Below are 26,898 nucleotides of genomic sequence, written 5' to 3'. Positions count from 1 at the left end.
GTACGATGTTCCATCATCGATGATGAATTGAACGGGGAGGGATTGGATGGAAACACAATCATTATTGGCGGTGTTACCTGTCAAACAGGTGGCGGGAACATTACCGCCAACCGTGACGGATATTGCGGTCGACTCTCGGGCAGTGAATGCCGGAGGAGTCTTTGTCTGCATTAAAGGATTTACGGTAGACGGCCATCACTATGTCGGCAAGGCGATCGATAACGGCGCGCGGGTGATTATCGCTTCGGAGCCGGTTGATGTCGACTTGGACAAAGTGGCAGTTGTTCTTGTGGAAGATACGGCACGTGCCATTGCTCTGCTTGCGCCTCGTTTTTACAATTATCCATCTAAACGGATGACGATGATCGGCGTAACGGGGACGAATGGTAAAACGAGCGTTAGCGGTATCGTTCATGCGATATTACGGCAAGCAGGCGAAATGTCTGCTGTTTCGGGGACGATCGGCTTTGAATTGGATGGCGTTTTGTACGAAACGGAAAATACAACGCCGGATGTGTTGACGACACAGGGGATGATTGCTCGCGCAGCCGAAGAAGGATGCACAACGATGACGATGGAAGTGTCGTCGCATGGCCTTGTTGAAGGGCGTTTGGCGGGAACGGAATTCGATATCGCGATCTTCACGAACTTGACGCATGATCACCTCGATTTTCATGGGACGATGGAAGAATACGGCCATGCGAAAGGGCTTTTATTCGCCCAGCTTGGACAAGACTTGGAGAAGCGCAAGTTTGCGGTTGTCAATGCGGATGATCCATGGAGCGACAAGTTTACGAAGATGACGCCTTATCCGGTAATGACATATGGCGTTCGGAACGAAGCATTATTCCGGGCGACAAATATAGAATTGAATGCGGATGGAACATCGTATACACTTCAATCACCGGAAGGCGAATTCCGTGTAACGATGCAGCTCATCGGTGAATTTAGTGTCTATAATTCCTTAGCGGCTATTGCGGCATTGACAGCCAAAGGGATGGACATCGAGGAAATTGTTTTTCTTTTAGCGAAGATTCCATCCGTAAAAGGCCGGATGGAGATTGTACCGACGGAATTGCCGCTCACGATGTATGTCGATTATGCGCATTCGCCGGATGCGATTGAAAAAGCAATTGACGCAGTTCTTCCTTATAAGAAGGAAGGCAGTAAATTGATTTTCCTAATCGGGACCGGGGGCAATCGGGACCGGGTGAAACGCCCGATCATGGCAGAAAAAGCATCCGTTGCAGAGTACGTCATTCTTACGACAGACGACCCGAGGGACGAGCCTTATGAGTCCATAATGTCAGAATTGGCCGCCGGCATGCAGCACGAAGGGTATGCCTGCATCGGCGATCGCGCAGAAGCTGTCCGTCATGCGATAGCCATTGCGGAAAAGGATGATATCATCATTTTTGCCGGTAAAGGCCATGAAGATTTCCAAATCATCGGCAATGAAAAGTATCCGCACTCGGATGCAACCATTGCATTGGAAGAAGCGGAGAAGAAATTCGGAGAAGGTGCCGTGAAAAAGTGATTAGAAAGAGGGTCGAGCCTGTTTATAAGGACCGGCTCTTTTTCGTTTTGGAAATAAGGCATCGCCGCAGAAAACTTCTACTAAATAGAAATAAAAAATGTTGAAATCATGGCCCATAGTGTCTATGCTTAAAAAAGCTGAACAGAAGGAGTTAAATGACAATGGAAAAACCAATACATGATGAAATTGAATCGCGGCGCACGTTTGCAATCATATCCCACCCGGATGCGGGGAAAACGACGATAACGGAAAAGCTGCTGTATTTCGGCGGAGCAATCCGTGATGCAGGGACTGTCAAAGGGAAAAAGACGGGGAAATTCGCGACGTCGGACTGGATGGAAATCGAGAAGCAACGGGGGATTTCGGTCACTTCCTCTGTCATGCAATTCGATTACGATGGAAAACGCGTCAATATTTTGGATACGCCGGGTCACGAAGATTTCAGTGAAGATACGTATCGGACATTGATGGCGGTCGATGCGGCAGTCATGATGATCGACTCCGCAAAAGGGATTGAACCGCAAACCATTAAATTATTTAAAGTTTGCCGGATGCGCGGTATTCCCATTTTCACTTTCATCAATAAAATGGACCGTCAAGGGAAAGAACCACTTGAATTGATGGAAGAGTTGGAAGAAGTGCTTGGCATTGAATCGTATGCGATGAACTGGCCGATCGGGATGGGGAAAGAATTCCTTGGTATTTATGATCGCTTCAATAAGCGGATTGAGCAAGTGCGCGTTGACGAAGCTCATCGCTTTCTCGCTTTGAATGAAGACGGTGGACTTGCGGAACCGCATCCAATGGAAGAGACCTCTTATTATCAACAAGCGCTCGAAGATGTCCTGTTATTGAATGAAGCTGGAAATGAATTTGATGAAGAACGGGTGGCGCAAGGTGAACTGACACCGGTCTTTTTCGGCAGTGCATTGACGAATTTCGGTGTTCAAACATTTTTAGAGACGTTTTTACAGTTTGCTCCATCTCCGCAACCGCGGCAAACGAAGGAAGAAACGGATATTGATCCGTATGCGGAAGAGTTCTCCGGTTTTATCTTTAAAATTCAAGCGAATATGAACCCGATGCACCGTGATCGGATCGCATTCGTCCGCATCGTCTCCGGGGCGTTTGAACGAGGAATGACTGTAACCGTTCCACGGATTTCGAAAACATTCAAACTGACGCAGACGACACAATTTTTGGCGGATGATCGTGAAACCGTCAATGAAGCGGTTGCGGGAGATATTATCGGTTTGCATGATACGGGGAACTACCAAATCGGGGATACGGTGATCGGCGGCAAATCTTCTTTCCAATTTAACGCCTTGCCACAGTTCACGCCGGAGCTATTTGTTCGCGTCACGGCGAAAAACGTCATGAAATCGAAGCAATTTCATAAAGGGATTTTGCAGCTCGTGCAAGAAGGGGCGATCCAGTATTACCGGACACTCCATACGGAAGAAGTGTTGCTTGGGGCTGTCGGACAGCTGCAGTTTGAAGTGTTCGAGCACCGGATGAAAAATGAGTACAATGTGGAAGTGAATATGGAGCACATCGGTTCGAAAGTGGCACGCTGGATTGAAAATGAAGGCGACGTAAAAGAGTCGATGACAGGGCAGCGTGCAATGCTCGTAAAAGATCGATACGATAATTTTGTCTTTTTATTCGAGAACGATTTCGCAATGCGCTGGTTCCATGATAAACATCCGGATATCCGATTGTATAGTCTTTTATAAACAAGAACCCGGTGGGACGAAGCAGACGTCTTGCCGGGTTTCTCTTCATTTTACAGAAAATAGATGCTGATATTTGAAGTCAAATTCAACTTTGCATATGATTAAGGAAGCGCTGATTGGAAGAAAGGAGCGTCAACTATGAAAATAAGTGATTTTTCAATAAAAAGACCTGTATTGACGATTGTCACGATGTTCCTTGTCATACTACTTGGTGCGGTCTCTTTTTTTAAGGTTCCTGTGACGCTTATTCCTGAATTGAAACCGCCGATTGCGGTCGTTGTGACAAGCTATCCGGGGGCGTCTCCTGAAGAGGTGAGTGAAAAGCTGACCAAACCGCTGGAGGCCAGTTTATCGACAGCGCCAGGCTTGAAAACGATGCAAACTTCCTCGCAAGAAGGTTCAAATTTCATCTTATTGACATTTAATTGGTCAACCAAGATTGATGACGTCCAACTCGATATACTGCAACGTTTGGAACAGGTGACTGTTCCTGATGGCGCGAGCAAACCCAGATTCATGAAATTTGACCCATCTCAATTTCCAGTCATTCAGCTCGCCTTGTCTTCCAACGCGGAAGGAGCAGATGTCAGGCTTCTTGCGGAACAGTTGGAAACAGAGTTGCAACGGACGGAGGGCGTCGCAAATGTGACCGTTGCGGGAAAATTGATAGAAGAAGTCCAAATCATCCTTGATCAGAAAAAGCTGGAAGCGAATGGGCTTGTCCAGTCGGATATCGTCCAAGCGATTCAAGCGAACAATATATCCATGCCTGGTGAGCCGATTGAGACAGCGGATGGCAAACAGCTGACCACCCGCATTGTCAGCACATTGACGACGATTTCGGATATCCGGGGCGTCATTGCCGGTGTCAATCCGCTCACCGGTGAGCGGGTGACGATTGCCGATGTGGCGGATGTAGCACTTCTTGAAGACGAATCATCCATGCAAACACGAGCTGACGGTCAGCAAGCTGTATTGATGTCCGTTTTGCAGGAATCGGGTTCCAATACAGCGGCTGTCTCGACTTCGTTTAAAGAGGCGCTTGCCAAGCTGTTGGCCAAAGAAGAATTTGCCGATGTCCGATCCGATATATTGTTCGATCAGGGCGATTATGTCAAACTGGCGATCGGCAATATTGGTCAATCGCTTCTTCTCGGTGGTCTATTCGCGATGCTTGTCTTGTTTTTGTTCCTCCGTGGAATCAAAAGTCCGATCATCATAGGGATTGCCATCCCTTACTCCGTGATCGTCACATTTGTTCTAATCTATTTTGCGGATTTCTCCTTGAATATTATGACACTCGGAGCGTTGGCACTCGGGATTGGCATGCTTGTTGATAATGCGATTGTCGTCATTGAAAATATTGAACGGCATCTAGCGTTGGGGAAACCGCCGAAGCTAGCGGCATCCGAAGGAACGAAAGAAGTCGGCCGAGCCATTACAGCATCCACGTTGACGACGCTTGCCGTTTTCGTTCCGGTTGTTTTCATAAGCGGCTTGATCGGGCAGATCTTCACGGAATTCGCGTTGACGATTGCGTTCAGTTTATTTGCCTCACTCGTTGTTGCATTGACTGTTGTTCCGATGATGGCAAGCCGTATGCTGAAGAAGCCGAAGAAAAATATCGAGGCGCGCAGACGTCGTTCAAAAGCATTGAATCGTTATGAAAGATCTGTGAAATGGGCACTCCGACATCGTTTGTCTATTTTAGTTGTCACAGCAGTGTTGCTTGTGATCAGCGGTTTCGGTTTATTCAAAGTGGGGACGGAATTTTTGCCTGCAACTGATGAAGGGTTTGTCAGCATGACCGTCACATTGCCGAACGGTTCGTCCCCGGCTGCGACAGATGAAGTCGTGCAACGTATCGAGGCGCGCTTGCAAGAGGAAAAGGACGTGGACGTCTATGTCAGCCTTGTCGGCGGAACGCAAGAAGGGATTGTACAAGGCTCTTCAAAAGCGAGCGTCGCAGAAATCTATGTGAAACTTGTTCCACTTGCCGAGCGCGATCGTGCTGTTTTTGAATTTGTCGATGATGTGCAACCTGAAATGTTGAAGTTGGTCGGAGAAGATGCGAAAATCGGCTTTAACATGCAAACGGCAGCTGGGTCGAATCCAAACACCATTTCCTTTTCATTAACGGATACAGATGAGGCAAGACTTCATGAAGCGGTGGATACATTAGATCGAGAGCTGAAGGCAATGGATGCGGTAATGGAAGTGGCGAATGATCTTCAGCATACAGTGGAAGAAATTCAAATCGATGTCGATCGGGAAAAGGCTGCCGCATATGGTTTACCACCTTACCAAATAGCCCAAGCGGTTAACGGGATTACAAGGGGAACGATGGCAACACACATCATAAGCGAGAACGGTAAGGTGTTTGCCGTTAATGTCACATATGATAAAAGATACCGCAATACGGTGGATAAATTGAAGAAACTGAAACTCCGAACACCAACAGGGGCATTTGTCACGCTCGACGAAGTGGCGGCTATCACGATCGAGCAAGGTCCCGTGTCCATCCGGCGAATCGATCAAGCTCATTCCGTCAACTTCACTGTCAAATATGCGTCTTCCCGATCGCTTGGAGAGATGACGAGAAAAGTGGATGATACGGTCAATCGACTCGGATTAGCAGAAGGGACTGAACTGGCCTATAGTGGCGATCGGGAGTTGTTCGAGGATGCCATCGACGATATGTTCATGGCCGTCCTGCTAGCTGTCATCCTCGTCTACATCGTTATGGCGGCACAGTTCGAATCGTTCAAGTATCCTTTTGTCATCATGTTCTCTGTACCGCTCATGGCCATCGGTGTTGCCGTCGGACTGTTTGGGACAAGTACGCCGATCAGTGTCCCAGCTATTATCGGTATTCTTGTCCTTGTGGGGATTGTTGTCAATAATGGCATTGTACTTGTCGATTACATCAACCAACGGAAAGAGGCCGGTTTCCGTTCATACGAAGCCATTCTCATTGCATCCCGGGATCGGGTGCGTCCGATCTTCATGACGGCATTGACGACATTGCTTGGATTGTTGCCACTCGCGTTGGGGATCGGGGAAGGGACGGAGATCAACCAACCGATGGGGATCGCTGTCATCGGTGGTCTACTCAGTTCAACCTTGCTGACATTGTATATCGTGCCGATCATTTACAGCTTATTTGAAAAAGACATGTGGAAAGCTGTAAAAGAAGAATGATTTTCCGTTTACATTTCAGTCAGCGGTGGTATAATAGAACAAAAGCACCCAACTTAATATCTTTTGACTTTGCGTCAAAGGGGAGTAGCTATAGGGAGACCTATTTCATAGTCGTCAATACATGGCGTTTGCCATCGGTTATGATAGCTGAATTTTCTTCGGAATTCTGACTTAGCGAGACCTTTGCCTTTTTATTAGGTGAGGGTCTTTTTATATTGTCGAATAGGAGGAATCAATTTGGAAGCAATTTTATTGGAATATGCATGGGTCCTTGTAGTACTGATCGTGTTGGAAGGGTTGCTGGCGGCAGATAATGCGGTGGTCATGGCGGTCATGGTCAAACATTTGCCGAAAGCCCAACAGAAAAAAGCCTTGTTCTATGGGTTATTCGGGGCATTTGTTTTCCGGTTTGCGGCATTGTTCATGATTACGTTCTTAGTGAACATTTGGCAGATCCAGGCGCTCGGTGCAGCTTATTTATTGTTCATCTCGATTAAAAATATTTATGATTCGCGCAAAGGGAAGGAAGATGACCATCCCGATGCCAAGCCTCGTAAGCAATCCGGTTTTTGGATGACCGTGTTGAAAGTCGAGCTCGCGGATATCGCATTTGCGCTCGATTCGATGTTGGCTGCAGTTGCACTTGCTGTGACGTTGCCTGAACTTGGAGATTTCCATGTTGGAGGCATTAACGGAGGACAATTCACCGTTATGCTATTAGGTGGAATCATCGGTCTGATCATCATGCGATTTGCGGCACGCCAGTTTGTTGTGTTGTTGGAGAAATATCCTGCATTGGAAACAGCGGCATTTCTAATTGTTGGATGGGTCGGAATCAAATTGGTCGTTCTTACATTGGCACATCCTGCCTTACAGATTATCGATCCGGCATTCCCACATTCAACCTTATGGAAAACGACATTCTGGATTGTTCTTGCAGGAATCGCAGTGAATGGCTATTTAGTTGGTGTTAGGCAGAACCGTAAAAAACTGAATGGATAATGTTATTTATGATGACGACAGCTTGTAACAGGCTGTCGTTTTTTCTTGATTCATGAGAAAAGCTTTCATTTTAGAGTGACATTCTCTAAAATGGAGGAACGATATCTTTCATCTTCATTTAGCGGGCGTTCATATGCCCGCTAAATGAAGATGAAGCCTCCGGCGGATGCCACAGATTTTTTTAGGGAAACTTTTCTCCCAAAAGTGTAGGGCGCCTGCTTATGACCCGAGCTACTGGCGCCCGGAGCTAGATGTGGGCGGGCCTGAAAAAATCCGGACGCAAATTATGCCGAGGCGTAATTGATTAGGTGAAAGGGATAGGTTAGCATGAAGTTGACACGTGAAAATATTCGGAGATTGACTCCCGCGCAAATCATTGTGTTTTATTATTTTTTGGCCATCGCTTTTTCGTTCCTGCTGTTGAATTTGCCAGGCGTTTACAAGCCCGGTGTCGATGTCAGTTTCATCGATAGCTTGTTTACGGCTGTTAGCGCGGTAAGTGTGACGGGCCTGACATCGATCAGCATCGGAGATACGTATTCCATTTTTGGGCTTTGTATGCTGATGCTTGTTTTTCAAATCGGCGGTATCGGTATCATGTCCATCGGTACGTTCTTCTGGTTGCTTGTGAAAAAAAAGATCGGTTTGCGTGAACGACAACTCATCATGGTCGATCACAATCAGTATAGCTTGTCGGGTGTCGTCCATTTGATACGGGAAATCGTCAAAATCATCTTTTTGATCGAATTGATCGGGGGTTTGCTCATAACAGTGTATATTATGCGCTATTATGATTCGTTCAGTGAGGCTTTACTAAATGGGATGTTCAAAGCGGTTTCCGCTACGACCAATGCGGGCTTTAGCATCTCGGATAGTTCCATGGCTCCCTATTTCAATGATTACTTCGTACAAACAGTGACGATGATCCTCATTGTTCTCGGCGCAATCGGTTTTCCTGTCTTGATTGAAGTGAAAGCGTACTTTTCGAAAAAAGTGCCGCATTTCCGCTTTTCATTATTTACAAAAATTACGACGATCACATTTGGGGCTTTACTCCTTTGGGGTGCGTTTATGATATTCTTATTGGAATCGATGCATTCATTCAAAGGAATGGCATGGCATGAAAAACTGTTTACATCCCTCTTCCATTCCGTTTCCTCCAGATCGGCGGGACTGACGACGTTCGATGTGACGCAGTTTAGTGAAGCAACGGATATTGTCATCAGCTCACTGATGTTCATCGGAGCCTCTCCAAGTTCGGTGGGGGGCGGTATCCGGACAACGACATTCGCGATTGCCTTGTTGTTTTTAATCAATTTTGCCCGCGGGAAACAAGTGATCAATATATTTCATCGTGAAATTAAGTTGATTGACGTATTCCGGTCGTATGCGGTCATTCTGTTAGCAGGCATTATGGTGATGACAGCCTTGTTAATTTTACTTATCACGGAGCCGGGTATCCCGGTCGTGGCACTTCTATTTGAAATCACTTCCGCATTTGGTACATGCGGCATGTCCCTCGGGGTGACGTCGGAATTATCGACAATCGGTAAAATCATTATTATGGCGCTCATGTTTATTGGACGTGTCGGCTTGATTTCATTTTTGTATACACTCGGAGGGAAAACGAAGGTGGAGAAATATCAATTCCCACAAGAGCGTGTCATCATCGGCTAATACCAATAAAGGCTGTACTCCTGCAAAGGAGACAGCCTTTATTCATAGTACAATAAGTAATATATTGTATTGGAAAGGGGGTTACTATAATGACAAATCAAATGAAGCGTTTTGAAAACAAGGTGGCGCTGGTGACAGGCGGGCGTTCGGGGATTGGACGGGCCATCGCCCGACGGTTGCGCGACGAAGGAGCAACAGTAATTACCGCGCAGCGCGGCGAGGACGTGGAATTTGACTGGATCACGGCAGATTTCTCCGATCCGCATTCGCCGGAGCAGATGGTTGCAGAGGTCATCGCGCGCACCGGGCGGCTCGATGTGCTGATAAACAATGCCGGTATGATGCAGGAAGCCTTGATCGAAGAAATGAGTGTTGAGGATTGGCAGCGCAATCTCAATGTCAACCTGACCGGCCCCTTCCTCATGATCCGGGCTGCGTTGCCTTACCTGCGCAAGACGCGAGGCAGCATCGTCAATACCGGTTCGATTGAGGGATTGGCCGCCAATCCTAGACATGCGGCATACTGCGCCACCAAGGCCGGTCTTCATGGGCTGACTCGTTCGGTGGCAGTGGATCATGGCTATGAAGGCATACGCTGCAACGCGGTGGCACCCGGCTGGATCGACACTGATTTGAACCTCGAATTCATTGAAAGTACAACTGATTCAGAGGCGTTCCGACAAAATATCGGACGCATCCACCCTGTGGCCCGCACGGGATCCCCTGAAGAAGTCGCAGCGCTCGTAGCCTTCCTCGCCGCTGATGAGGCTGCGTTTATCACGGGGCAGGTTTATACTGTGGACGGCGGCAGGACGGCCAAATTGAGCCTCCCCTGAGCAAGAGTCCCAAGAACGATTGAAAAAAGCCTGTATCTAAGATCATGACTAGCTGATCTTAGATACAGGCTTTAATACTTTGTAAGGCTAATTGTAAGACATCTTCAATACATATATTCAAAGTGAAAGTATTGATGCAAATGATTTTTTAAAACTTACTGTAGATAACCTGTTTTTATTCAGCGAGTTACGGCAAGTGTCCGATCGAGGAATAAGAAATCGGGTTTTTCTCCATGTTGGAAGACAGTGACCAAAAAGCCATCTGTTTTTTCCAAGATTCCCAGTTCTGCATTGTCAGGATTGACGTAAATGGGTGTGATATAGGTCTGTTTCCGGATGTTGCGTGCATTTAGCCCGTATGCGGTGAAATCTTTTCCTGTAAGCATCGGATTTCCGAGTAAAGACTGTTCAATTGCCGCACGTGTTTCTCGCGGCAATTCATCCTGCCACCAAACTTTTCGCGGCTGGAATTTATGGTGCGCTAAATAATCGATTTTCATCAGACTGCGTGCAATATCCATATCTGCACGGCCATCCTGCTCCAAGAAATCATGCAATCTCGTGAAGAGGTCTTCCAGCTGATGCCCGATTCTCGACCATCCACGTGTTTCCCAATATGTCCCGAATTGCTGGAAGAAATCGAAAGGGGATTCAAATACATCGGTCACGATATATTCCACTGTCCGTGGTGTCCGATTGTCGTTCCAGTACTTTTCCAGGACATCTTCTGTCTGTTTGATACGTAAAATATCATCAAACGACAGCACGTTATTGGAGAAGATTTCATAGGGCGCTTCGTCAACATAAGTGTAGCCATATTGTTCCGCTTGGATACGTAAGCCTGTTCCGCGCAGTAACTTCAGGAACCCGAGCTGCAATTCTTCTGGCCGCATCGCGAAAACGTCATTGAATGTATTCCGGAAGGAATCATAATCCTCTTCGGGCAATCCCGCGATCAAGTCGAGGTGTTGAGCGATTTTGCCGCCGTCCTTCACCATGGTCACCGTTCGCGAAAGTTTTTCAAAGTTTTGGCGACGTTGGACAAGTTCGTTCGTCAAATCATTTGTCGACTGAACGCCGATCTCGAATCGGAATAATCCTGCAGGAGCGTTTTCGTTTAGAAACTGAATCACTTCCGGTCGCATAATATCGCCGGTGATCTCAAATTGAAAAACGGTTCCGGGTACATGCTCATCGATGAGAAATTGGAACATCTCCATCGCGTAGCTCCTGCTGATGTTAAACGTGCGATCGACAAATTTGATCACTTTTGCACCGTTCGCCATCAAATAACGGATGTCCTCTTTAATAGCATCCCGATTGAAATAGCGAACACCGACCTCGATTGAGGATAGGCAAAATTGACAAGAAAACGGGCAACCTCTACTTGTTTCGATATACGTCACTCGTTTACCAAGTTCAGGTATATCTTCGGCAAATCGAAAGGGTGATGGGAGCTCCCGTAAGTCCAGTTTTGGACCGGGTGCCGTAAATTTCAATTGTTCATTTTCCCGGTATGCAATTCCTTGAACGGTCGCCAAATCCCCGTTATTGGCATAGACGTCAAGCAGTTGTTTAAATGTCCGTTCCCCTTCACCGATCGCAATAACATCAATTTCGGGTACACGCTCTAGCCAATAATCAGAGTCATACGTCACTTCAGGACCACCCGCAATGATTTTGACGTCTGGCATAACTTGCTTCAGCATGCGCATCACTTTGATGGACTCTTCAATATTCCAAATATAGAGGCTGAAACCAATAATTTCTGGCTTATTTTGATAGAGATCTGATACGATATTCATTGTCGGATCCTTTATCGTGTATTCGATAATTTGGGGAATGTATGTTGGCATTGCATAGGCTTTTAAGTAACGAAGGGCCAAATTGGTATGAATATATTTTGCGTTTAATGTTGTTAGGATGATGTTCATAGTTAAGCTCCTTTTCTATGTTTGATTTTGTGCGGTTTGTCTTGCTTCTGAATATAGGCATATTCACCTATTTCTATCGTACCGATAATATGGAATAATCTGAATTAGTTACATTTTGCATTTATTTGACCTTTATGCATGAAACATTGTCAGTTTTCATATTGTTTTGAAACGAGGTCAGGAGGAATACACTTGAAATGTAAAAATGATAAGGTAATAAAATCCGTCTCTCTTTTGTTGGACGATGCTCGCAGGCCAGGCGCAGTATTTGACCTAAATGGAATGATTTTGTATGAAAATCGATCATTTAGCGAACATGGAATGTTAAAAGAGATAACTAACATAAAAAAATTCATGATGAAGCAGTCCATTGACCTGTGGGATGCCATTGTGAATAGTGATGATTCCGCGAACAACACATGCAAAATAGATCTCCCGTATGGCGAAGAACAAAATGTACCCGTTCATGTAGATATTATATACGTTGAACATGTTAAACAAGTCATTGCATTATTTGATATTCCGAAGAAAGAACCGGAAGTGGCGAAAAAAACTTATTTACATGCCTTCCACAACGCGATCTGTTTGATGCTGGTTGTGAATCGAGAAGGGATTATATGTGATGTAAACAATCAGTATACAAAGTTCTTCAATGTAAATAAAGACTATTTCCTTGGAAAAACAGTTGATGTTGTTCTGCAACTTTTCCCCAATTACTCTGAATCCACCTTGAAACAGTATATCCAGAATGTAAAGCACTATGGCTGTGCTGAAGAAACGTTGAAATATCAACCGCCTTATGGCGAAGAAAGATATTATCATGTAGCAACGATTTACAATAGCGAAACGAATATGTACTTGATTCGGATGAATGACTTGACCGAAAAAATGGCACTCGAACAACAGTTGGTTCATACAGGCTCATTATCGACTGTCGGGGAACTTGCAGCAAGTATTGCGCATGAAATACGGAATCCGATGACGACACTTAAAGGTTTCGTTCAATTGCTGCAAATTTCAGCTTCGGAAGACACATTGAAATATCTAGCCGTCATAGATGATGAAATCTCCAGAATGGAATCGATTTTGGGCGAAATGCTTGTGTTATCTAAACCGGCGTCGAATAAAAAGACGACGTTTTCACTCGAAGTATTGGTAGACGATATGATCCAAGTGATGCGGCCAAAAGCGATGATGGATGGGATTACAATCAATCGGAAAGAAACGGACCTAGGCGATACATTAGTGAACGGTGATGCTGAAAAAATTAAACAAGTCCTCCTGAATTTATTCAAAAATGCGGTGGAAGCAATGTCTTCTGGAGGGACATTGACAATCTCAATTACTTTGGATAAGGCGAATCAGTTACGGTTGGATATCACTGATACTGGAAAAGGGATGACAAGACAACAGTTGAATCAGATATTTATGCCCTTTTATACGTCCAAACCTGAAGGGACGGGACTTGGACTGCCATTTGTGTTGAAAACGATTGAAGAACACGGCGGCACGGTGACCGTGGAAAGTGAAGTCAATCAAGGCACAGTCTTTATCGTCACATTCCCGCCCGCAATTATACCATCAACACAGAAAGGGAAGGAAGAGGAAAGGTTATTGCTTTATTGAAACGGGTCGTTCCATTTTGACGATGAATTTTGACAGAGAGGGATCCGAACCGTTATAATGGGGGCGATTGCCGAACGGATGATAAAAGGTGGACGGAACTATGATGAAAGATACAGAGCGCGCGTTAAAGTTATTTGTCGTTCTATCAAGGGCGAGCAAAGTGATTTTAGAAGAGGCGCAAAAAACAAATGAGAAGTATGGGCTGAATTCAACCGAATTCGCAGTTTTGGAGTTGCTATACCATAAGGGAAGGCAACCGATTCAAAAAATCGGCCAAAAGATTTTACTTAGAAGTGGCTCGATGACCTATGTTGTGGATAAGCTTGAAAAAAGAGGATTATTGGAACGGGTGTTTTGTGAGGAAGATAGAAGAATCACTTATATGTCGATTACTCCTGCGGGTGTCGAATTGATGTCGTCTATTTTTCCAGAACATGCTGACCATATCCACTCCATCATGTCGACCCTGACGGAAGACGAACAAGAGCAGGCGATTGCACTCATACGAAAACTAGGATTATCCGTAAAAGATTTATCGTGATAAGCAACAAAGGATACAGCGTTTGTTAACAGAAGAAGGCGTAAAGGAAAGGATTCCTTTACGCCTTTTTCTGCATTTAAGATTGCTCGACGATGGTTTCACCCATTTTTAAGAATTCGTTGAAGTGCTCTTCTTTCGATGAGTCGAAAATCGTAAGTCTGACAACCATGTTGTCCCGCTCGAAAACGATTCCGGTAACAGGACCGGATTCAGCTTGGACAGAAAAAACTTTGGCATTTTCGATTCCTTCGCCAGATGGAATCAAAGCTGTATCCGTTACTTCAGTCGGTGCGACTCCGCCGCTGGAAGCTTCAAGGATAGCCGTTAAATTTTCGGAGAAGTAATCATATGTGCCTTCTTCTTTCGGTGCTGTTTCAATACGCATGAAAACCGTTTCGTTATCGTCGGCAAGGAGACTATCTTTGCCCGGCTCTTCACTGGTCAGCGTATAATTAGGCAGGACAGAAATGGTATAGTTCTGTTCATCACTTTCGGTTGGCACTGCGTCCTTTAGAACATCATCTTCCTTTTCCTCCGGAACATCTGTTGTCGGTTCTTCAACATCCTCGCCACCATTTTCAACGGATGATCCGTTTTCCACCTCTTCTACGTTACCTGTGGCACCATCGGGCGTGTCGTTCGGTGCACCATTGGACTGATCTGTCCCACATGCGGAAAGCAGTAATGCGATTGCGGCAGAAGCTAATAAAAGATTCCATTTGCTTTTCATCGTAATCCCTCCTTATTTAGATTGGACGTGCAAATCTACAAAATGTTTCTTAATAGTTGAACGAATGAGTAGGAAGCCTCCATTATTGTTAAAAATTACTTATGGATAATTTTATAGCGTTTATGGTTGACGACTGTCTTTTCTTCGAGCTGAAGTGCATCGAAATTTTCCATATATGTGAGATCGACGATGACCGAGTTCTCATTCACCTTTTCAACGATTCCTTGTAGCCCGTCCTTGAATTCAATGATATTCCCTACCTCTGCAATTGTCATTGGTAAACAACTCCTTTTCTGATCATAATGCTAGGATAAGAGAGCTTCACTTCTCTCACAATCTTTTATAGTGTGCCTTAAAAAAGGGATAACGTAAAGTAATTTCTATTGAATTTGCTACATTATTACTTTTGATCTGGTGATTGCCAAAAAGCGGTTTCTTTGCCGGTACGAGGAGAGATTGAATTGTCGGAAATTGTCGGTAATAATTATCCAATTAAAGTAAGCAATGCTGTATAATCGTATACTAGCGATGTCTATATCCACGGAGGGATTGTAATGGTGCAGAGCCTGGAAGAGGAAATCGAACAGTTGCGTGAAGCGATGCTGATAGTGGCGGACCAGATGGGGTTGACCGCTGATGAGACATTGGAAGTCAGTAGACAACTCGATAGGCTGATTAATCAATTGGAAGCACTAAAAAATTCTTGTGAGGTTTAATGATTTCTCAATGACCGTGTAGGACACGCGCTGAAATTGTGGAGAGTTCATAAGGTGGTCCTAAAGAGTTCCAGAAACGAACAGAAAGCCATTTTAAAATGGTAAGGGATTCGGATTCGGTTTTATATTTAAAATATGATCAAGGATTTTACAAAAATAATTTTTTTAAAAAAGAGGTTTAAACTGTCGGAAAAGCGGGGAAATTATAATCGAACACAGCAACATTCTCATTTCCCCCTTTTGAGGACGGCACCCTATTGCAGGGTCCGTCCTCCTTTTTTTTATCTTTGATCCCTTCTCTTTTGGTAAGATGGAAATATAAACAATTAGGAGGGGAATGGAGATGGAGAAAATGAAAATGACTTTTATCGGCACAGGGGTAATGGGAGCAAGCATCGTAGAACATTTGTTGAATGAGGATTATGAAGTGGCGGTTTACACGCGAACGAAATCAAAAGCGGAACCGCTCATTCAAGCGGGAGCGAGCTGGGCGAGTTCGATTGACGAAGCAGTGGCGGAAGCGGCAATCATTTTCACAATGGTCGGCTATCCAGCGGATGTTGAAGAAGTCTATTTTGGAGAAAGAGGGATTTTTTCTGCAGGGAAGGCTGATCAGATCGTCATCGACATGACGACATCGAGCCCGGCAATGGCCAAACGAATTGCAGAACAAGCTTCGCGCCAAAAGATGACAGCGATTGATGCACCCGTTTCAGGCGGGGATATTGGTGCGAAAAATGGAACCTTGTCCATTATGTGTGGTGGGGATCAACAAATATTCGATAAGATTTTACCGATTTTGTCCATTTTTGGGCAGCAAATTGTCTATCAAGGCGATGCGGGGGCGGGTCAGCATGCGAAAATGTGCAACCAGATCGCGATTGCGACAAATATGATCGGTGTTTGTGAAGCAATTGTCTACGCTGAAAAAGCAGGTTTGGATCCGGATACGGTATTGCAATCGATTTCATCGGGAGCAGCAGGTTCTTGGTCCTTATCCAATTTGGCGCCGAGAATGTTAAACGGGAATTTTGAACCTGGATTTTATGTGAAACACTTTTTAAAAGATATGAACATTGCATTGGAGGAAGCGGCAGCCATGGATTTAGAGCTACCTGGTTTAGCGCTTGCCCGAAATATGTATGAGCAACTTGTGGAAAGAGGATATGGTGAAAAAGGGACGCAAGTTCTTTATAAAAGTTATTCGGTAAACTAAATAGTTTCCCAAACATGCCGACATATAAAGAAGAGATATGTTTTATCCCGCATTAACGGGCAGTAAGACTCCCCACCTCAAGACTTAAGTAAAACGATAAGGATAGGTGGGAGATCAACTGCCCGTAAAAGCCCGATTGGTTCAACTAACAATCAGTGGGGGATGGGAAAAACCCCCACTGATTGAACTTTCACTTTATCGACGTTCTGAAAGTGCCTTAATTTCTGCGGAAACGCAGAAATAATGACCAAACGACGAGGAAATGCCTGTTACAGGAATAGTTAAGCGCGAAAAGGAAATGATAGGGCTTGTCGATTTAGAAATTGTTTTGGAGAAACGAGGGAAAAAGGAATCGTCATGCAGTCGGGCGAGCGATTGACCCTTCCACTTTACTTGGGAGGCGATGATGACCATCCCAAGTAAAGTGAGTGTTGTAGAGGGGTACCCGAATCGAAGAAATTGTCACAGTAAGTGAATGAATCGATCTTGACAAATTGGCCTGAATCGATTATTTGCCATCCAAATAGGAAGAACGGAAAGTTTGGGTATTCTGTATCATGCGACGCTTTTTCGGCGGAGCGGTCGATTTCTTTTCTTCAATCATTGGGGCATGGGGATTCACGAATGCTGACAATAGATCACGGGCTGTTTTCAAACTCATCCGTTCTTGCGGATTACGGGAAGCCGCGTCTTGTTGTCCTAGATGGGGAAGTGTTTTGAAGTCTTCTTTGTCCGGGATTGTATGGAAGAGGAAGTCGTCACATCGGACGAGCAATGCAGAATGTTGTTTACTGAATTTCGGATTTTCGACAAAATGCAATCCCAGCTTTTCAGCATTGCCCGTCCGAATCAGTTTGTCGAGCGCCATTTTCTTTAATGTATAGAGCTGCTTATTATCCGGAGCAGTTTTTGCATGTCGGTTGATCGTATAGATGGCAATCGCCAATTGACGGATCGCTTGTTTATTATTCAAAATAGACCTCCTTATTCGTGAAAAAGTTGTTGTTTCTGTCCTGATAATAGCAAAAGACAATGAAATGTACAATGCAAAACATGTCCGGATTTTCACTGAGGTGCAATTGATTTTATGGAGGCTTACATGGGAAACGTTGAACTGAAAAACTATATGAATAAACTTGCTGAAGCCTATATTCACGAACATCCTTTTAATATGTCAATCCTCCTTCAAAAAAACGCCCAGGAGGATTTTGAAGTGTTGTATGCCAATACGTTGGCGCTCCAGCACTTCAACGGGCATCAGAACCAAAGGGCTGCCGATTTTTTCGGTGAAGTTTGGACAATGATTGAACAGTCGTTAAGTCATTTACATAGAAAGAACCATCATGCAACGGAAATCGTGCTGGACAAGAACGGCGCGAACAGTTTGTTTGAAATAAGTGTGCAACAATCAGAAGAAGACGGGAACTTTTCTATTTTCGTGCAAATGTGTGAACGAATGGATTTACTGACAGAAAGGGAAAAATGGCAAGAGTTTCAGCAGAAGTATATGTCTGTGATCAATCACAATCTTGATCCGATTTTTTTGGTCAACCGGAAATTGGAGATTATCTACGCAAATCGTGAAGTCCAAAATGCGTTTGATTATCAATTGGAAGAGTTAGCCGGAAGTAAAGTGTTGGATATTGTAGATGAGGGAGATGTCGACTACATCAAATCATGTCTCTCCCGGGCATTGGCGGGCGAGTCTATTGAAGTCGAGGGGATTTCATTCCTCCATAAGCGGGGGATTGTCGTACCGACGACTGTCAAAGCCATCCCGATAACGGTGAACGGTGAAGTGCGGGAAGTCCATTTACTGTTACGGGATACGACCGTCCATGATGAACATACTGCAAAACTGTTATATTTATCTTATCATGACCAATTGACAGGTCTTTGGAACAGGCGTGCGATGAAGGAGCATTTTGCGGAAGATTCCAGTTACGCGCTGAAAAGTGACGAGAGAATTTCATTCATCCATTTGGGACTTGACCGTTTTAAATTGATCAATGAATCGCTTGGGCATAGCGGAGCGGATGAAGTCTTGAAAAAGATTGCCGAACGATTAAAAATGAGCTGTCCGGTGTCGGCAAAATTGTATCGTAACGGAGGAGATGAATTCGTCGTTTCGTTGCGTAATCATTCTGTCTCGAAAACGGAAAAATTTGCACAAAAGTTATTGAATGATTTCGGAAAACCATTTTACTATCAGCACCAAGAATATTTCATCTCTGCATCCATCGGCATTTCCGTCTACCCGGAAGATGGTAAGACACTTGAATCCCTGATACGTAAGTCGGAACAGGCACTTGCATTTGTGAAGGATCGCGGGCGTTCCCATTATCGATTTTATCAAAAGGAAATGAATACGACATTCCCCGATGAAGCGCTGATGGAATCCCATTTACGTAGAGCTGTTGAATTAAATGAATTGACCGTCCATTATCAGCCGCAAGTGGATTTGAAAACGGGGCAAATCAGCAGTTTTGAAGCACTCCTCAGATGGAATAATCGGAAATTCGGCTTTGTTTCACCTGTACAATTCATCCCGATTGCAGAAGACTCCGGCTTAATCCATGGGATTGGGGATTGGGTATTGGAGCAGGTGTGCATTCAGCTGAAGGAATGGCAGGATAAACAATTTAAACCGGTTCGAATTGCGGTTAATATTTCCCCGAAACAGTTTCAAATGGAGAGCTTCTCGTCTAACCTAAGAAATAAAATTGCTAATCATGGAATTGTTCCCTCCTCCTTGGAATTGGAAATTACCGAAAGTGCCATGACGAATATGAACGAGACGCTTAAAACGATCAATGAGTTGAAAAGGATCGGCGTTTATATTTCGGTGGACGATTTCGGGACGGGCTATTCCTCGCTAAGCTATTTAAAACAGTATCCGATTGATATCATTAAAATCGATCGTTCGTTCATTAAAGATATTGAAGTGGACGAGAAAAATAAGGCGATCGCCAAGACGATTATCAATTTAGCCCATAATCTCGGAATGACGGTTGTTGCCGAAGGAGTCGAAAAAGACTTGCAAGCACAAATCCTGCTGGAGGCGAACTGTCAAAAAGCACAAGGATTTTTGTATAGTAAAGCCGTTCCTATTGAGGAAATCGTGGAAAAATATATCGAATAAAAAAACAAACGCAGCTGCACATACTGTGGAAAGAAGATGAGTGGTGACAAACATCGCTAATTGTCGTGAATAACTAGCGCCAAATGGTACATCCTTTTTTATAAAGGGAGTGATGTGCATTGGATATTTGGACCGTTCCACTCATTTTCGTTGTTTTACTCATTTTACTGATCGGATTATTATCGATCCGGAAGTGGAGAAATATGGATCCTGTTGTTCACGGGAAAGATAGTTCGATTCCGGACGCGATCGAAGAACATCCTTATACGTTGAATCCGATTTTTTGGGTTATTCTTGTAGCGACATTTTTTATCGGGATCGTGATTTTCTATTATGCGACCTCTTTCTATTGAAAGAGGTTTTATCTTTGTTCAGCGGATTCCGTTGAACAAAGATAAAGTTGCCGGAATAAGGAAAGAAGCTCCTAGTTATGATATGATAGAAGTGTAGTTTACAAACGAACAGCATAGCTACAGAAGGAGCCGATCTATATGATTTCTGTAAATAACAGGGATTTTCTGTTTACACCAATTGCGGACTCTATTATTTCATCTGAAAAGGTTGCGCACGTTCAGATTGGGAACAATGCTGAACATGCTTTACTTGTTCTTACGAAAACAGGATACTCAGCCATACCGGTCCTTGATGCAAAGTACCATCTGAAAGGGTTGCTCGGAATCGGGATGATCACGGATTCCATATTGGGATTGGAACGTATTGAATATGAGCGTTTGGCAGATTTAAAAGTTGATGAAATTATGCAAACAGATATACCGTCCATCAAAACGACGGATCGCTTTCAAAAAGGTCTCGATCTGCTCATCGACCATACCTTTCTTTGTGTAACAGAGGAAGATGGGACGTTTGCGGGAATTTTAACGAGAAGAGTCATTTTGAAGCAGTTTAAAAAATACATTTACTCTGTCCAGTAATAGCTTTATATGAGCGTTGATACCAGCATGAGATTGAAAAAGATTGAAAAAAAGGCTCTTTAAAGGGGCCTTTTTCTATTTGGGGGGATAGCATTGGGAACCGACAAAGTGACAAATCGTCCACTCGTACTTGCTTCCGTCATGTTGGCGATGTTCGTCAGTGCAGTTGAAGCGACGATTGTGACGACGGCCATGCCGACAATCGCGTCGGATTTAGGCGGTTTTTCAAGGTATAGTTGGATTTTTTCCGCGTATTTACTAATGAGTACGGTAACCGTGCTGATCTACGGAAAATTAGCGGATGTATTCGGAAGGAAACCGATTTTATTTATCGGGCTTACGTTGTTTCTGATCGGCTCCCTGCTTTGCGGGTTTGCGGGTTCGATGGAGCAATTGATTGTCTATCGGCTTATCCAAGGTTTGGGAGCTGGGGCTGTCATGCCGATTGCAACAACGATTGTAGGGGATATTTACACGACGGAAGAGCGTGCGAAAATCCAAGGTTATCTATCGAGCGTCTGGGGGATTTCCGCTGTTTTGGGTCCGGTGATCGGCGGTTTGATCGTCCAATATATGCATTGGAAATTCGTGTTCTGGGTGAATATACCACTTGGCCTTTTAGCGATGCTCGGGCTCTATCTGTTTTTACATGAACCAGAACAGGAACAAAAAGTTTCCATTGACTACAAAGGGGCTATTCTGTTGATGCTGTCGTTATCGACCATTTTGTTTTGGTTGGCCGAAGGCGGTCAATCTTTCAGCCGTTTTTCTGTCATCAGTCTTGTACTGGTCGGGACGGGCATTGGATTGTTTGCTTATTTCATTCGAGTGGAAAAGAAAGTGGCGAATCCGGTCATGCCTTTTTCCATCTGGCAAAATCCAGTCATTTTATATGCGAATTTAGTATCGTTGACGACAGGAATCATTCTGATTGGTATTTCATCCTATTTGCCTACATATGTCACCGGCGTGATGGAACAACCGGCTATTATTGCAGGTTTCACCTTGACGACCATGTCCATTGGATGGCCGATCGCTTCATCGGTAGCAGGCCATTTGCTCATTCGCTATGGCACGTTTACCGTCTCATTTGTAGGGGGGCTTTCGCTGATTCTCGGGGGGATTCTTTTCGTCATGATGGGCGCCGGATCCGGACCGTTGTGGGCGGCTATCGCCAGTTTCTTTGTCGGGGTCGGTATGGGATTGACGAGCACGACATTCACCGTTACGATCCAAGCGGCTGTTCCGAGAGAGAGGCGGGGATCCGCCACAGCCTCGAATATGTTCATGCGGAACTTTGGCAATACGATAGGCGCCGCCTTGTTTGGCGCGATATTGAATGGCATGTTAATGATGCAATTCAATCAAGAACAGCTGGCTTATGGTTTGGATAGTATCAATCTATTGTTGACGGAGGAACAGAGACTTACATTGCCGGTGGCGGATATGCATGTATTGCAACACCTCTTGGACCGCTCGCTCTCTTGGGTGTATGTAACGGTCGCTGTTTTTGCCGTCATCAGTTTACTGCTAATATTACGGATACCGCGTGGAAGGGGATTGCCAAATGACAACGACTGATTTGGAAATTATTAAAGCGCTTGCGGAGGAAGGGAATATGCGAAAGGCGGCTGAACGTCTCTTCCTTTCTCAACCGGCACTCTCCCAACGATTGCAATCCATTGAGAAAGAGTGGGGGACCTTATTATTCATCCGCTCGCAGAAAGGGCTTGAAACGACATCGGCAGGCGAGCTGGTCGTCGCGTATGCAAATGAAACGATAACTAGGAAAGAAGAGACGTTCGAGCAGATCGCCTCCATGGCAGACAAAGTGCATGGGACGCTGAAAATTGCTTGTGCATCCATTGTCGGGCAAACGTGGTTGCCGAAAGTACTGAAGGAATTTGTAGCGCATTATCCGGATGCGAAAATATCGCTGATGACCGGTTGGAGTTCTGAAATCGTTCAGGCACTTTATAACGGAGATGCGCATGTTGGCATCGTACGCGGACAAGTGGATTGGAAAAGTAGAAAAACCTATCTATTCCGGGATCGCTTATATTTAGTGGATCATGAAATCACCTCTATCGATGAACTGCAAGAAACGGATCGCCCCTTTATCCAATTTAAAAGCGATTCCAACTACTATATGGAAATCCAACGCTGGTGGCAGCGCCATTTTGCACAAAAGCCGGGACGGCAAATTACAGTCGATCAAATCGAAACATGTAAGCAATTAGCGTTAAATGGAATCGGCTATGCAATCTTACCGTCTATCACATTAACAGGGGAAGAACCCGTCAATCGGGTTCCATTGCTGAATAATGAGGAGGAATTCGAGCTGACACGCGATACGTGGTTAATCGGCTATGAATCATCCTTTGCATTGAAACAGGTCGATGCGTTTGCGCAAATCGTTCAATCGCATGCGGAAAAAAATCAAAAAGACTCCGACTTGTAAGAATAGAGGAACTTTGTCTCCTCCAATTCGTACTAAATCAATCACGCCTCGGCGTGATTGCGTCCAGATTTTGAATTGAGCAAAGCTCAATTAACTCCTTTCAAAATCTGTGACATCCGCCGGAGGCTTAACTTGAATCAGCAGGGAGTTTGGACTCCCTCTGATTGAAATACTTTCTGGCATTCATCCCGCCACTTATGGAAGTGGGGGACTTCTGCTGAATCAAGTTAAATGACAACCACATTTTTGATACGGATTAATGGAGACGAACGGGGGAATCAGGTTATGTGGAAAAAAATCGCGGTTTTTGCCGTTTTACTGATCATTACGCTCCCCTTCTTGCCGGCTGGGGCAGCTTCTGCCGCACCGGCATTGGAAGTGGATGTGAATGCTGGGCTTGACGGGAAAGCGAAATATGGCAAAGGGGCGCCAGTTAGTATTACGATTGAAAATACGGGCAGTGCCTTCAGTGGTGATTTGGTCATCGATCTCCCTTTTTCCTATTCGATGGGAACAGGTAAGGCCATCCCGCTTGATCTCGGAGCTGGCGAGACGAAAACAGTGTCCATCGTCGTTCAGAATATGGTGGATACAAGGGGCGTGTATGGGACATCGAACCCGAAAACGATTTTTCTATATGAGGGAGGTTGGCGAAACGGAAAAGAGCTGGATCATACTGGGGATCAGCAACTAACAACGAATTTGTATAGCGAAGATACGAAAATCATTGCACTATTAACGGATAATATCGATCGGTTAAGAGCGATGAATAATGTCAAGTTTCCGAGTGCTCCGAATACGCAGCTGATCGACGCAGCGAAAGTTTCTACAAACCTTTTACCGGCGGAGGCAGAGGGCTGGGGAGCGGCAAATTATATCATTGCCGATGAATATCCCGTAGCCGATTTATCCGGCAACCAGCAGGAAGCACTATTGGATTGGGTACGTTCTGGAGGCGTCATCATTTTCGGTGGCTCGGATAATAGTAGTGCCGAAGCGGGGATATTTAGAGATTATTTACCTTTACAACTGAAAGGGAAGACGTCCATCGATGGACAGGTATTAAGCGAATGGACAGGAATGGAAGGGTTTGATGGAGCGTATCCCGCCTATTTAACAGAGTTGCAAGCTGGTTCAACACCGCTTTTTAAAGAGGATCAAAACGTGCTGGCGGCCTATCGGCAATTTGGTCAAGGGGCTATTATGCAAACTTCTTTTTCGGTTGGCGATGAGCCTTTAGCCAAAACGGAAGGCATGACCGCCATTTGGCAGAAGCTTTTTGAAGCTGGAGAAAGTATCATTCCATCCAAGCAACCTTTTCAGTCGGATCCACTTGAAGCGATGACTTATACGATCGGACGTGCGAATGAACTGTTCCCATCATTTAAAGTATCTGCACCTGTTATTTTTGGAATAATCATTCTATATATCATCATCATCATCCCTGTGCTCTATATGATTTTGAAAAGGAAAGACAAACGGGAGTATGCATGGTGGCTCATCCCTGTTATTGCGGTGGTGACATCGATCGCCATTTTTGCCTATGGTGCAAAAGACCGGATCGGCCGTTCGCAAATCCAACATTCTGCCGTGTTGACAGTGGAACAGGACGGACGCTTGTCAGGCCACTTTGCAGAGTCCGTCTTAACGAATCAATCAGGCGATTACACGTTTTCCGCGCCTTTAGGCACAACTTTAGCGGCTTCGATGCCTGGTTCACTCTTTAACTCCTCATCTGCTCCTTCGCATAAGCAGACAATAGTAGAACAGGATGCGAGCGGGGTGAAGCTCCATCTGCGTAAGATCGGTTATTGGGATGTCGCCACTGTGTACGGCAAGGCAAGGGTGGAAAAGACAGGACAGCTAGATCAGTCATTGCGTATTGAGGATCAGCAACTGGCAGGAACGATCACAAACGTATTCCCGTTCGCCTTGACGGATATTGCCATTTGGTCAGGCGGAACATTGATACCGATCGGTGATCTTGGCCCAGGAGAGACGATAGACGTCCATGAGACATTGAAGTCGAGCACGTTATTGCCGAGTACTACCTTGCCCAATCAATTTGGCACTCCTTTTCCGAGCGGTACAGATGATTTAGTGCAAATGAGGAAAAACGAACTGCTAACCTTTGCGGGGGAACAGTTAAGTCAAACTACCGAAACATTTCTCATTGGCTTTACGGATACGCAAGTCATCCCGGTGGAACTGGAAAAAGGAAAGCCATCCATTTCTTCGATGACCTTGCTTGTGCAACCGGTGGAGGCAGATGTGCTGTTCAACAAGACGGTGACAGTCGAGCCAGACATGATGACGATGTCACTCCTTTCGGAAAACGGCCGGTTTGAAGCTTCTCCATCAGGATCAACTAACCAATATTTTTTCAGTGAAGCCGCCTATATCCAAACATGGCAATTGCCAAAGGAATTTCTGAATGAACAGTTGGACTGGACATCTATCGAAGTAAGGGAAATCCAACAACAATTGTATGAAGCGAGCCTATTGAATGTCCGAACTGGAAAATTTGAACGTAGCGAATCCGAAAATTGGACAATAGAGGAAAATGTGAAAGATTATATTTCCCCGGAAGGTAAAATTGTCATCCGGATGGTTATGCATGATGCGAAAAATGGCAATGAAGGGCATGCTCCTGAACTAAAGTTGAACGGTGAGGTGGTAAAATGATCGAAATTAAAGGATTGACCAAAAAATACGGAACGTTCCATGCGCTGGACAATTTGAATTTAACATTGGGTGAAGGAACAGTTTTCGGTTTTGTTGGAGCAAACGGTGCCGGGAAATCGACAACCTTCCTGATCATGGCCACATTGTTGCAACCGACTTCAGGAGATGTCTTCATCGATGGCGTGAATGTAAGGCAAAATCCAGCAGCTGTTCGAAAGATGATCGGTTATATGCCAGATTTTTTTGGCGTGTATGATCAGTTGAAAGCGGATGAATATCTCGATTTTTACGGTGCCAGTTATGGCATTCCGGAAGCGGAAAGAAAAGTTCTCATCCCTCAATTGTTAGAACTTGTCAACCTATCCCATAAGCGCTATGACTATGTGGATTTGCTGTCACGGGGGATGAAACAGCGGCTTTGCCTGGCGCGATGCCTGATCCATGATCCGAAAGTGCTCATACTTGACGAACCGGCATCAGGCCTCGATCCGCGTGCCCGCGTCGAAATGAGGGATATTTTAAAAACGCTTAAACAGATGGGGAAGACCATTTTGATCTCCTCACATATATTGCTCGAACTCGCGGAAATGTGCGACGAAATCGGCGTCATCGATAATGGACGTCTGATTGCCCATGGCTCGGTCGCAGCGATCCAAGACAAACTGCGCGGAGAACGTGTGATTACAGTTCGTTTGGTTGGACCGCTTGAGAAAGCCATTGCATTTTTTGAAGAAGAACCGTTCGTTGCCAATCTGGAAAAGACAGATGCGGAGGATGGCCTCACCTTTACGTATAAAGGAACAGCGGAAGAACAGGTCAGCTTGTTAAAACGGGCCATCCTTAATGATGTATTGATCCTATCATTCATGGAACATATGACAGATCTCGAAGATGTGTTCATGGCAATAACGAAAGGGGCTGAATGA

General features: G+C 45.0%; 21 protein-coding genes. 17 read left to right on the top strand and 4 right to left on the bottom strand.

Annotation, left to right across the window (positions count from 1 at the left end):
* The first annotated feature begins 46 nt into the window (after positions 1–46).
* From MHZ95_RS03025 to MHZ95_RS03000, 6 genes are all read left to right on the top strand, one after another.
* The gene (locus tag MHZ95_RS03025) at positions 47–1,537 is read left to right on the top strand and encodes a UDP-N-acetylmuramoyl-L-alanyl-D-glutamate--2,6-diaminopimelate ligase (protein WP_239389014.1); all 1,491 of its coding nucleotides are present in this window, start codon (positions 47–49) and stop codon (positions 1,535–1,537) included.
* Positions 1,538–1,698: 161 nt separating this feature from the next.
* Positions 1,699–3,273, top strand: coding sequence for a peptide chain release factor 3 (locus MHZ95_RS03020; protein WP_239389013.1), 1,575 nt, complete (start codon positions 1,699–1,701; stop codon positions 3,271–3,273).
* Between the two features lie 138 nt (positions 3,274–3,411).
* Positions 3,412–6,474, top strand: a complete 3,063-nt coding sequence (locus MHZ95_RS03015; RefSeq protein WP_239389012.1) for an efflux RND transporter permease subunit — start codon at positions 3,412–3,414, stop codon at positions 6,472–6,474.
* Positions 6,475–6,711: 237 nt separating this feature from the next.
* Positions 6,712–7,476, top strand: a complete 765-nt coding sequence (locus MHZ95_RS03010) for a TerC family protein (RefSeq protein ID WP_239389011.1) — start codon at positions 6,712–6,714, stop codon at positions 7,474–7,476.
* 327 nt (positions 7,477–7,803) lie between these two features.
* Entirely contained in the window at positions 7,804–9,153 is a 1,350-nt protein-coding gene (locus MHZ95_RS03005) for a TrkH family potassium uptake protein (protein ID WP_239389010.1), read from the top strand.
* Between the two features lie 89 nt (positions 9,154–9,242).
* Positions 9,243–9,989, top strand: a complete 747-nt coding sequence (locus MHZ95_RS03000) for an SDR family NAD(P)-dependent oxidoreductase (RefSeq protein ID WP_239389009.1) — start codon at positions 9,243–9,245, stop codon at positions 9,987–9,989.
* A gap of 179 nt (positions 9,990–10,168) precedes the next feature.
* Here the strand turns inward: MHZ95_RS03000 and MHZ95_RS02995 are convergent, their stop codons facing one another.
* Positions 10,169–11,923, bottom strand: a complete 1,755-nt coding sequence (locus MHZ95_RS02995; RefSeq protein ID WP_239389008.1) for a B12-binding domain-containing radical SAM protein — start codon at positions 11,921–11,923, stop codon at positions 10,169–10,171.
* A gap of 192 nt (positions 11,924–12,115) precedes the next feature.
* On the opposite strand from MHZ95_RS02995, the gene MHZ95_RS02990 reads away from it, so the two are divergent.
* On the top strand, positions 12,116–13,549 hold the full coding sequence (locus tag MHZ95_RS02990; protein WP_239389007.1) for an ATP-binding protein: 1,434 nt from the start codon (positions 12,116–12,118) through the stop codon (positions 13,547–13,549).
* Between the two features lie 103 nt (positions 13,550–13,652).
* A complete protein-coding gene (locus MHZ95_RS02985; RefSeq protein WP_239389191.1) occupies positions 13,653–14,090 on the top strand; it encodes a MarR family winged helix-turn-helix transcriptional regulator in 438 nt (145 codons plus the stop codon).
* A 76-nt stretch (positions 14,091–14,166) separates the two neighbouring features.
* Here the strand turns inward: MHZ95_RS02985 and MHZ95_RS02980 are convergent, their stop codons facing one another.
* The gene (locus MHZ95_RS02980) at positions 14,167–14,820 is read right to left on the bottom strand and encodes a hypothetical protein (RefSeq protein ID WP_239389006.1); all 654 of its coding nucleotides are present in this window, start codon (positions 14,818–14,820) and stop codon (positions 14,167–14,169) included.
* A 95-nt stretch (positions 14,821–14,915) separates the two neighbouring features.
* Positions 14,916–15,095, bottom strand: a complete 180-nt coding sequence (locus MHZ95_RS02975) for a YkvS family protein (RefSeq protein WP_239389005.1) — start codon at positions 15,093–15,095, stop codon at positions 14,916–14,918.
* 279 nt (positions 15,096–15,374) lie between these two features.
* On the opposite strand from MHZ95_RS02975, the gene MHZ95_RS02970 reads away from it, so the two are divergent.
* Both MHZ95_RS02970 and MHZ95_RS02965 read left to right on the top strand, forming a co-directional pair.
* A complete protein-coding gene (locus MHZ95_RS02970) occupies positions 15,375–15,536 on the top strand; it encodes an aspartyl-phosphate phosphatase Spo0E family protein (RefSeq protein ID WP_239389004.1) in 162 nt (53 codons plus the stop codon).
* 343 nt (positions 15,537–15,879) lie between these two features.
* The gene (locus MHZ95_RS02965) at positions 15,880–16,752 is read left to right on the top strand and encodes an NAD(P)-dependent oxidoreductase (protein ID WP_239389003.1); all 873 of its coding nucleotides are present in this window, start codon (positions 15,880–15,882) and stop codon (positions 16,750–16,752) included.
* A 508-nt stretch (positions 16,753–17,260) separates the two neighbouring features.
* Here MHZ95_RS02965 and MHZ95_RS02960 read toward each other — a convergent pair.
* On the bottom strand, positions 17,261–17,725 hold the full coding sequence (locus tag MHZ95_RS02960; protein ID WP_239389002.1) for a YkyB family protein: 465 nt from the start codon (positions 17,723–17,725) through the stop codon (positions 17,261–17,263).
* A 126-nt stretch (positions 17,726–17,851) separates the two neighbouring features.
* Between MHZ95_RS02960 and MHZ95_RS02955 the strand changes: the two genes are divergently transcribed.
* The 7 genes from MHZ95_RS02955 to MHZ95_RS02925 all read left to right on the top strand — a co-directional run bounded on the left by MHZ95_RS02955 (position 17,852) and on the right by MHZ95_RS02925 (position 26,898).
* On the top strand, positions 17,852–19,894 hold the full coding sequence (locus tag MHZ95_RS02955) for a sensor domain-containing protein (protein ID WP_239389001.1): 2,043 nt from the start codon (positions 17,852–17,854) through the stop codon (positions 19,892–19,894).
* Positions 19,895–20,013: 119 nt separating this feature from the next.
* The gene (locus tag MHZ95_RS02950) at positions 20,014–20,247 is read left to right on the top strand and encodes a hypothetical protein (RefSeq protein WP_239389000.1); all 234 of its coding nucleotides are present in this window, start codon (positions 20,014–20,016) and stop codon (positions 20,245–20,247) included.
* Positions 20,248–20,385: 138 nt separating this feature from the next.
* Positions 20,386–20,826: a cyclic-di-AMP-binding protein CbpB gene (gene cbpB, locus MHZ95_RS02945; protein ID WP_239388999.1), complete on the top strand. Its 441-nt coding sequence runs from the start codon at positions 20,386–20,388 to the stop codon at positions 20,824–20,826.
* A 141-nt stretch (positions 20,827–20,967) separates the two neighbouring features.
* A complete protein-coding gene (locus MHZ95_RS02940) occupies positions 20,968–22,407 on the top strand; it encodes an MDR family MFS transporter (protein ID WP_239389190.1) in 1,440 nt (479 codons plus the stop codon).
* Entirely contained in the window at positions 22,394–23,287 is an 894-nt protein-coding gene (locus MHZ95_RS02935; protein WP_239388998.1) for a transcriptional regulator CcpC, read from the top strand. Before MHZ95_RS02940 ends, MHZ95_RS02935 begins: the two co-directional genes overlap by 14 nt.
* A 285-nt stretch (positions 23,288–23,572) precedes the next feature.
* Positions 23,573–25,972 carry a hypothetical protein gene (locus tag MHZ95_RS02930; protein ID WP_239388997.1) on the top strand — a complete coding sequence of 800 codons (2,400 nt, stop codon included), beginning with the start codon at positions 23,573–23,575 and terminating at the stop codon, positions 25,970–25,972.
* Positions 25,969–26,898 (top strand): ABC transporter ATP-binding protein, encoded by a 930-nt coding sequence (locus MHZ95_RS02925; RefSeq protein WP_239388996.1) that lies wholly within the window; start codon positions 25,969–25,971, stop codon positions 26,896–26,898. Before MHZ95_RS02930 ends, MHZ95_RS02925 begins: the two co-directional genes overlap by 4 nt.

The sequence above is a fragment of the Sporosarcina sp. ACRSM genome (assembly GCF_022346545.1).
Lineage (GTDB): Bacteria > Bacillota > Bacilli > Bacillales_A > Planococcaceae > Sporosarcina.
This window is presented reverse-complemented; position numbering and strand designations above follow the sequence as displayed.

Bases quoted from the DNA above. Each gene is read 5' to 3' on its own strand.
- MHZ95_RS02970 (WP_239389004.1), top strand. From the start codon at position 15,375: ATGGTGCAGAGCCTGGAAGAGGAAATCGAACAGTTGCGTGAAGCGATG.
- MHZ95_RS02955 (WP_239389001.1), top strand. From the start codon at position 17,852: ATGGGAAACGTTGAACTGAAAAACTATATGAATAAACTTGCTGAAGCC.
- MHZ95_RS02980 (WP_239389006.1), bottom strand. From the start codon at position 14,820: ATGAAAAGCAAATGGAATCTTTTATTAGCTTCTGCCGCAATCGCATTA.
- MHZ95_RS02940 (WP_239389190.1), top strand. From the start codon at position 20,968: ATGTTGGCGATGTTCGTCAGTGCAGTTGAAGCGACGATTGTGACGACG.
- MHZ95_RS02925 (WP_239388996.1), top strand. From the start codon at position 25,969: ATGATCGAAATTAAAGGATTGACCAAAAAATACGGAACGTTCCATGCG.
- MHZ95_RS03025 (WP_239389014.1), top strand. From the start codon at position 47: ATGGAAACACAATCATTATTGGCGGTGTTACCTGTCAAACAGGTGGCG.
- MHZ95_RS02930 (WP_239388997.1), top strand. From the start codon at position 23,573: ATGTGGAAAAAAATCGCGGTTTTTGCCGTTTTACTGATCATTACGCTC.
- MHZ95_RS02995 (WP_239389008.1), bottom strand. From the start codon at position 11,923: ATGAACATCATCCTAACAACATTAAACGCAAAATATATTCATACCAAT.
- MHZ95_RS02965 (WP_239389003.1), top strand. From the start codon at position 15,880: ATGGAGAAAATGAAAATGACTTTTATCGGCACAGGGGTAATGGGAGCA.
- MHZ95_RS03015 (WP_239389012.1), top strand. From the start codon at position 3,412: ATGAAAATAAGTGATTTTTCAATAAAAAGACCTGTATTGACGATTGTC.
- MHZ95_RS03000 (WP_239389009.1), top strand. From the start codon at position 9,243: ATGACAAATCAAATGAAGCGTTTTGAAAACAAGGTGGCGCTGGTGACA.
- MHZ95_RS03020 (WP_239389013.1), top strand. From the start codon at position 1,699: ATGGAAAAACCAATACATGATGAAATTGAATCGCGGCGCACGTTTGCA.
- MHZ95_RS02985 (WP_239389191.1), top strand. From the start codon at position 13,653: ATGAAAGATACAGAGCGCGCGTTAAAGTTATTTGTCGTTCTATCAAGG.
- cbpB (WP_239388999.1), top strand. From the start codon at position 20,386: ATGATTTCTGTAAATAACAGGGATTTTCTGTTTACACCAATTGCGGAC.
- MHZ95_RS02975 (WP_239389005.1), bottom strand. From the start codon at position 15,095: ATGACAATTGCAGAGGTAGGGAATATCATTGAATTCAAGGACGGGCTA.
- MHZ95_RS02935 (WP_239388998.1), top strand. From the start codon at position 22,394: ATGACAACGACTGATTTGGAAATTATTAAAGCGCTTGCGGAGGAAGGG.
- MHZ95_RS03005 (WP_239389010.1), top strand. From the start codon at position 7,804: ATGAAGTTGACACGTGAAAATATTCGGAGATTGACTCCCGCGCAAATC.